Origin of the sequence: Cytobacillus sp. (genome assembly GCF_964223445.1) — a bacterium.
In the GTDB taxonomy this organism is placed as follows: Bacteria; Bacillota; Bacilli; order Bacillales; family Cytobacillaceae; genus Cytobacillus.
Map to the genome: position 1 here is coordinate 1 of NZ_CAXQGS010000069.1, position 6,644 is coordinate 6,644.

Consider the following 6,644-nt stretch of genomic DNA (forward strand, 5'->3'; position numbering starts at 1 on the left):
AAAGAAGTCCTGGTTGATGAGTATCAGGATACCAACATGGTGCAGGAAGCGATTTTGCAGCTGGTAACGGCAGATTCAGAAGAAAACGGAAATCTTTTCATGGTAGGCGATGTAAAGCAGTCGATCTACCGTTTCCGCCTTGCAGAGCCTAATCTGTTTTTGGGTAAGTACACCCGGTTTGGCCGGGACGGAGAAGTGGCAGGGCTTAGAATTGATCTGGCGCGAAATTTCAGAAGCCGTAAAGAAGTCCTCCACGGGACCAACTATATTTTTAAGCAAATTATGGGGACATCTGTCGGTGAAATTGAGTATGATCAGGCAGCTGAGCTTGTTAAAGGAGCTCCTTATTCAGAGAGTCAGGAACACCCTGTGGAAATAGCCATTATTGATCTTGAAGAAAATGAAAAAAACGAACCTGAGCCTGAATCAATGGATGAGGGTTTTGACAGCGAAGAGTTAGCCCAGTCACAGCTCGAAGCCAGATTTATGGCGTCGAGAATAAAAGAAATCATTGGGAATCGGAAAGAAGTTTACAACACAAAGACCCAATCCGAGCGGCCTGCCAAGTATAGGGATATTGTCATCCTGCTTCGTTCCATGACATGGGCTCCGCAAATAATGGAGGAGTTCAAACAGCAGGGAATCCCTGTTTATGCCAATCTCTCCAGTGGCTATTTTGAAGCAACGGAAGTAGCGATTATGATGTCACTTCTAAAAGTGATTGATAATCCGTATCAGGATATTCCGCTGGCATCAGTTCTAAGATCTCCTATTTTGGGGCTGACCGAAGAAGAGCTGGCACAAATCAGAATCCATAATAAAAGAGGTTCTTTCTATGAAGCTTTGACTTCTTTTTGCCGGAATGACCCAACCCTGGAAGCAGAAGAATTATATGAGAAAGTGCGGCCGTTTTTTGATCAGCTTAAAGATTGGCGTGTGATGGCGCGCCAAGGTTCGCTTTCCGAACTGATTTGGCATCTGTATAGAGAAACCAGATTTTATGATTTCGTCGGCGGCATGCCGGGCGGAAAACAGAGGCAGGCAAACCTTCGCGCACTGTACGACAGAGCCAGACAGTATGAAGCAACATCATTCAGAGGATTATTCCGCTTCTTAAGGTTTATTGAACGAATGCGGGACAGAGGCGATGATCTTGGCGCTGCCCGTGCTTTGGGTGAGCAGGAAGATGTTGTCCGCCTTATGACGATCCACAGCAGCAAAGGGCTGGAATTTCCTTTCGTTTTCATTGCAGGGCTTGCCCGCAGTTTTAATACGATGGATTTAAAAAAGCCGTACATGCTTGATAAGGAATTTGGATTCGCTGCAAAATATGTGAATGCCGAGAAGAGAATTTCTTATCCCTCTTTGCCGCAGATTGCTTTTAAACGAAAAAAGAAAATGGAAATGCTTGCTGAAGAAATGCGGGTCCTATATGTTGCTTTAACAAGGGCGAAGGAAAAGCTTTTCCTGATTTCGTCAGTCAAGAGTGCTGATAAAAAAATAAATCAGTGGCTGCAGGCATCGGAGCATAAAGAGTGGCTCCTGAATGAGTATGACAGGGCTTCTGCAAACAGTTACCTGGACTGGATTGGTCCATCGCTTGTCAGACATAGAGATTGTGAGGTATTGAGAGGGGAAGGGCAGGTTCATCCTCTCGTACCTTCTGAAATACTTGAACACCCTTCCTGCTGGAATTTAACCATAATCAAAAGCGAAGAAGCTGCAGTTCTTTCAGAAGAAGCCAATGAGGGCGAAACGGATTTGCTGAAATTGGTTTATGAAGGAAAACCTGTTCCGGCTGAATCGGCTTATAAGGATAAAGTTGAGGAACAGCTTTCCTGGAAATATTCCTTTAAGCAGGCTGCTCAAGCTAGATCTAAGCAATCCGTTTCGGAAGTAAAGCGGCAGCGGGAGATTTTTTCAGAAGAAGACAGCGATACTGAATTAATCCGTAAAATCAATAAACCCCTGCTGGGCAGGCCTAGATTCATGCAGGAAAAATCTCTTTCTCCAGCTGAACGGGGTACTGCTATGCATGCTGTCATGCAGCATATTGATTTAAGCAGGCCTGCAGCTGTGGAAACGGTAGCTTCCAAAATGGATGAGATGGTTCATAACGAATTGCTGACAGAAGAGCAGCATGCAAGTATTGAGCCGCAGCTGATTGTACAGTTTTTCGAAACCGAACTGGGAAAAAGAATTGTTCAGGCTAAATCGATACGAAGAGAAATCCCATTCAGTTTATCTTTCCCAGCCCGGGAAATCTATTCAGATTGGCAGGGAGAGGATGAAACGGTTCTCATTCAGGGGATTGTGGACTGCGTATTTGAAGATGAGCAGGGTCTGGTGCTTCTGGATTATAAAACGGATGGAATCAGGGGCCGGTTTAAGGGAGGCTTTGCTGAAGCCAAACCCGTTCTCGAAAACAGATACAAAGTTCAAATTGATATGTACACCAGAGCATTGGAACAAATATTAAAGAGAAAAGTCAAAGAAAGATACCTATTCTTCTTTGACGGGGCTCATACAATTAAGTTATAGGGAAAGCCGGCAAGGAAACTTGCCGGCTTTTTGCGTATTAGCAGGAATGGTATTGTGCGCACTAGCCGAAAAGCCGCGCACAGCCAGTGAATTCCCGCGCGCAAACGAAGCATCTCCGCGCGCAAAAGGGAGAAATCCGCGCAGATCCAGGCGAAGTAAGGGCACTAGCTGAACAAGCGTGAGTAACCAGTGAATTCTCGCGCGCAAACGAAGCATCTCCGCGCGCAAAAGGGAGAAATCCGCGCAGATCCAGGCGAAGTACGCGCACTAGCTGAACAAGCGCGCGTAACCAGAAAATTCCCGCGCGCAAACGAAGCATCTCCGCGCGCAAAAGGGAGAAATCCGCGCAGATCCAAGAGAGATACGCGCACTAGCTGAACAAGCGCGCATAACCAGTGAATTCCCGCGCGCAAACGAAGCATCTCCGCGCGCAAAAAGGAGAAATTCGCGCATAACCATACGAAGCGCGCGCATCAGCTGAACAAGCGCGCACAACCAGAGAGTACCTGCGCAAAGGGGAAAATATGCGATTTTATTACCCCCAATATAAAGGGTAAATTAAATATAAAGGAGGCTAGCAATGGGAAAAAAGAAAACAGAGACGGGAACCTGCGAATTATGCATGCGGGAGGATACTGAAATAACCGTCCATCATTTAACGCCGAAAGAAATGGGGGGCACCTTCCTGCCGACCGCGAAAATATGCATACCCTGTCATAAGCAGATTCATGCTTTATATACGAATGCAGAGCTGGCTGTACGACTGAATTCAATAGAATTATTACAGCAGGATGATAAAATCGGAAAATATTTGAAATGGATCAGGAAGCAGCCTTCATCTAAGTTAACGAAAGCCAAAAAATCTAATGACAGGAAATCAAAAGGACGATAACAAATGTGCTATCGTCCGAAATTACTTAAAAATTAGTTATTTCCGACATTTGGCTGATCAACCAGACTGGTATCCAGAACATTGCTGGCGCTCAGGCCATTGTTTGTAATGACTAAGCCGCCCGTATTTGCGGCACCCTGTCCGGTCGTTGATTTTGAATTGCTTTTTGGAGAGATATAAAGGGAGTCTCCAAATTGCACAATTCCCCCGCCGACATTGATGATTTGTACCGGTCCGATTATAGCTGGCATGTAAAACATCCTTTATGAAAAAATTTTCATTCTTAAGAAGTGCTATTTTTTGGATAAACTTGACGGATATGCTTGACCCGGGCTTCCATTGAAATATTTCCACTGTTGCCGATATGAATGACAGAAGAGGAGGAAACCCCGATAATATCAATATTCTGTACTTTAATGATTGGATTCAGCTGTGTAGTTTGAATCGCAATTACTTCATCAATAGGAAGGAGAGGGATGGGCTCACTGAAAATAGGATAAGCAGCAAAATTGCCTTCATGGGCATCAAAGTACTCCGCTTCGCGCTGAACTGCAAGTGCCCTGGAAAAACCCTGAATTAAGCAGGAGTCCCCAATCTCAAATATCGATGAAAACGCAATAGTATCTATATGAATATTAGCAACTGACGAAGTTCTTTGAAGCATACGGCTACTCCGGTGTTAGCGGCACAAAAGGCCCAATCAGTAGAGATTCTACTGGGGTATCAAAGGTTGCTGCAAGCTGGATCGTCTGTGTATCTCCAACCATTAATACAGAAGAACTGGAAACACCAAGCACTCTTATGCTGCCAACACACAAATCTCGGTTATATACCTGATAATTCATTCGTTATTCATCCCTTTCATATTCTCTGGCAAATGTGAGATAAAGGCATGGACTCCATTGTGAATTTCCTTTTTTATAAGCTCAATAATCTCTTTGTTATCATTTTCCTTCCCGGATCGATTCGAAGCCTGCTGCTGTTTAATATAGAAGTCAATCCTGTTAGGCAGCTGCTTTTTGATATCTTCTTTGATAAATGTAATATAGGAATCATCCACACTGACATTTAACTTCTTCTGTACAGTAGCTGTAATGTCAGGAAGTTCCTGTTCTAAATATTGATAGATGGCATCTTCAATTTCCATCGTTCTCTTCATCTGATTCTTAGGCGAAATAGGTGCTTTGATGTTTTTGTTATCGACGGCAAAATCTTCAATGTTTTGCAGCTCAGAAGGATTTAAGCCGATGTTTAAAGTACCTTCGAGGGACTCGACCTTTAGCTGGTCAAATTTATATTCAATCCGGTCGACCTGCATTGGCGGACGGTTCTTTAGAACTTCAGTCTCTTCCTGAAGTTTCTTAACCGCCTTTTCCAGTATTCGGATTCGTTTTTCCTGGGCCTCCACAAAAGCATGCAATTGGTGAAGATAGGTATTTATTTGCTGGTTCAAGCGCACCACCTCGCTTTGTTTAAAGATAACCTATCACTATGTTGTCAAAGGTACCGAAGGCATTAATAATAGACTGTCCGCCGGGCCCGATGGAACTGGTGATTCCGCTTCAGGTGCAGGTTCGGTAAATCCCCCTGTGTTATACAGATATGAAGCCGGCTTTATTATGCCTGCACTTCCAATCTGCATAACGGAAGAGTTTGAAATCCCGCCTATCTTAATAAAATTAATATGAATGGACTGCTGTATATAAAAATTCATATCATCACCCGTTTTAAGCATTGAAATAATTGCCCTGATCCACGCCATCACAATCATAAGTGTTTGTTGTGCTCCGGTGATTGTAAACATTCAGGCCATCCCCCGTGTTAAACGATCCAGCGCCTGAAAAGGTCTTAGCGTTAGAAACAGGCATGATTTTATAGACATCCCCAATGTTGAATACAGAACTGCTTCCAATTGATATGACCTGTGCGACTCCGACAATAGCTGGCATACATAACACCCTTTAAAATGATTTCTTGTATATCGTATGTGCCTGCTAGCTGATTGTGATTAATTAGCCCAAATATCTGAAATGCACTTTAATGATAAGGTCTGCAAATGTTATATAACAGACAAAATCCAGATGAAACTGTCATAATTTTTATGATAATATAAAAATATAGAATTAACTAAATTTTCAGTGAGGTGGCTATAAAATGAATGTCCCATTAATAGTAACGCAGTTTTTAGATCGTGCTGTGTCTCTTTACGATTCTAAGAAAGCCATTTTTGCAGATGATCGGGTTTTTACATATGAGGAATTGAATAAGAGAGTTAATCAGCTTTCCCATGGCTTAAAAGCTTTAGGGGTTGAAAAGGGGGACAGGGTGGCTTATCTTGCACCTAATTCCGTCGAAATGCTGGAGGGTTTTTATGGTGTTTTTCAGCTGGGAGGAATTATAGTCCCATTAAATATACGGCTGAAGCCGGAAGATTACCTGTATATATTGAATCACAGTGAATCCAAAATCCTATTTGTAGACCAGGACCTTTATCATCTTATATTACCTGTGAAAGATCAGCTGAAAACTGTGGAAAAAATCTTCGTGCATTATAAAGAGGAAGAGACGAATGAGAGCGATTATGATTCATGGCTCAGCAGTCAGGACAGCGGTTCATATCAGAGGGAGGTCCTCGACGAAAATGATGTGTGCAGCCTTCTATATACCAGCGGCACAACTGGCAATCCAAAAGGTGTCATGCTGACCCATCGCAACAATTACCTGCATGCATTGTCAACAATGCATCATTTAAGGGTCAGCGATCAGGATGTATTGCTGCATGTCCTTCCGATGTTTCATGTGAATGGATGGGGCTCTCCTTTTTATTACACGGCAAATGGCGCTTCTCAGGTGTGTATAAGAAAAGCAACTCCAGAAAAGATTTTTGATGCACTGCAAAAAAATAAAGTATCCGTCATGCATATGGCTCCTACAGTCCTGAATTCGCTGATGCAGTATTATGAACAATTTGTTCCGGCTGTTGAACAAAATGTCAGAGTTGTTATAGCTGGCTCCGCACCGCCGCCAGCTTTTGTAACAAGAGTAGATACAGTGCTTAATGGAGATGATTCAGTCATTCCATATACCTGAATAAACTCCCATCCAAGCTCCTTTTCTACTCTTGTTACAAAAGATGGCGGCGGTGCGGAGCCAGCTATAACAACTCTGACATTTTGAGATCGGAAGAGCACACGTCTGAACTCCAGTCACC

8 protein-coding genes and 1 pseudogene are annotated in these 6,644 nt (G+C 43.3%); 3 read left to right on the forward strand and 6 right to left on the reverse strand.

What is annotated here, in order from left to right; genetic code table 11:
* The coding region (addA, locus tag ACEQ1T_RS13100) for a helicase-exonuclease AddAB subunit AddA (RefSeq protein WP_370223272.1) at nt 1-2,541 on the forward strand (2,541 nt) is incomplete at its 5' end.
* Between the two features lie 580 nt (nt 2,542-3,121).
* Nucleotides 3,122-3,433 (forward strand): HNH endonuclease, encoded by a 312-nt coding sequence (locus ACEQ1T_RS13105; protein WP_206835163.1) that lies wholly within the window; start codon nt 3,122-3,124, stop codon nt 3,431-3,433.
* Nucleotides 3,434-3,465: 32 nt separating this feature from the next.
* Here the strand turns inward: ACEQ1T_RS13105 and ACEQ1T_RS13110 are convergent, their stop codons facing one another.
* From ACEQ1T_RS13110 to ACEQ1T_RS13135, 6 genes are read right to left on the reverse strand one after another with little or no spacing between them, the layout of a single operon-like run.
* Complete coding sequence (locus tag ACEQ1T_RS13110; protein WP_009331287.1) at nt 3,466-3,684, reverse strand: spore germination protein; 219 nt, start codon at nt 3,682-3,684, stop codon at nt 3,466-3,468.
* 32 nt (nt 3,685-3,716) lie between these two features.
* Nucleotides 3,717-4,097, reverse strand: a complete 381-nt coding sequence (locus tag ACEQ1T_RS13115) for a spore germination protein GerPE (RefSeq protein WP_206835165.1) — start codon at nt 4,095-4,097, stop codon at nt 3,717-3,719.
* A gap of 4 nt (nt 4,098-4,101) precedes the next feature.
* Nucleotides 4,102-4,278 (reverse strand): spore gernimation protein GerPD, encoded by a 177-nt coding sequence (locus tag ACEQ1T_RS13120; protein WP_206835168.1) that lies wholly within the window; start codon nt 4,276-4,278, stop codon nt 4,102-4,104.
* Entirely contained in the window at nt 4,275-4,886 is a 612-nt protein-coding gene (gene gerPC, locus ACEQ1T_RS13125) for a spore germination protein GerPC (protein WP_206835170.1), read from the reverse strand. Before gerPC ends, ACEQ1T_RS13120 begins: the two co-directional genes overlap by 4 nt.
* A gap of 36 nt (nt 4,887-4,922) precedes the next feature.
* Nucleotides 4,923-5,147, reverse strand: a complete 225-nt coding sequence (locus ACEQ1T_RS13130; protein WP_206835172.1) for a spore germination protein GerPB — start codon at nt 5,145-5,147, stop codon at nt 4,923-4,925.
* 13 nt (nt 5,148-5,160) lie between these two features.
* Nucleotides 5,161-5,382 carry a spore germination protein gene (locus tag ACEQ1T_RS13135; protein ID WP_009331280.1) on the reverse strand — a complete coding sequence of 74 codons (222 nt, stop codon included), beginning with the start codon at nt 5,380-5,382 and terminating at the stop codon, nt 5,161-5,163.
* 205 nt (nt 5,383-5,587) lie between these two features.
* On the opposite strand from ACEQ1T_RS13135, the pseudogene ACEQ1T_RS13140 reads away from it, so the two are divergent.
* Nucleotides 5,588-6,490: pseudogene (locus ACEQ1T_RS13140) on the forward strand (AMP-binding protein); the annotation flags it as partial.
* Nucleotides 6,491-6,644 lie beyond the last annotated feature (154 nt).

Coding starts and splice junctions, on each gene's coding strand:
- ACEQ1T_RS13105 (WP_206835163.1), top strand. CDS start 3,122: ATGGGAAAAAAGAAAACAGAGACGGGAACCTGCGAATTATGCATGCGG.
- ACEQ1T_RS13110 (WP_009331287.1), bottom strand. CDS start 3,684: ATGCCAGCTATAATCGGACCGGTACAAATCATCAATGTCGGCGGGGGA.
- ACEQ1T_RS13115 (WP_206835165.1), bottom strand. CDS start 4,097: ATGCTTCAAAGAACTTCGTCAGTTGCTAATATTCATATAGATACTATT.
- ACEQ1T_RS13120 (WP_206835168.1), bottom strand. CDS start 4,278: ATGAATTATCAGGTATATAACCGAGATTTGTGTGTTGGCAGCATAAGA.
- ACEQ1T_RS13130 (WP_206835172.1), bottom strand. CDS start 5,147: ATGAATTTTTATATACAGCAGTCCATTCATATTAATTTTATTAAGATA.
- ACEQ1T_RS13135 (WP_009331280.1), bottom strand. CDS start 5,382: ATGCCAGCTATTGTCGGAGTCGCACAGGTCATATCAATTGGAAGCAGT.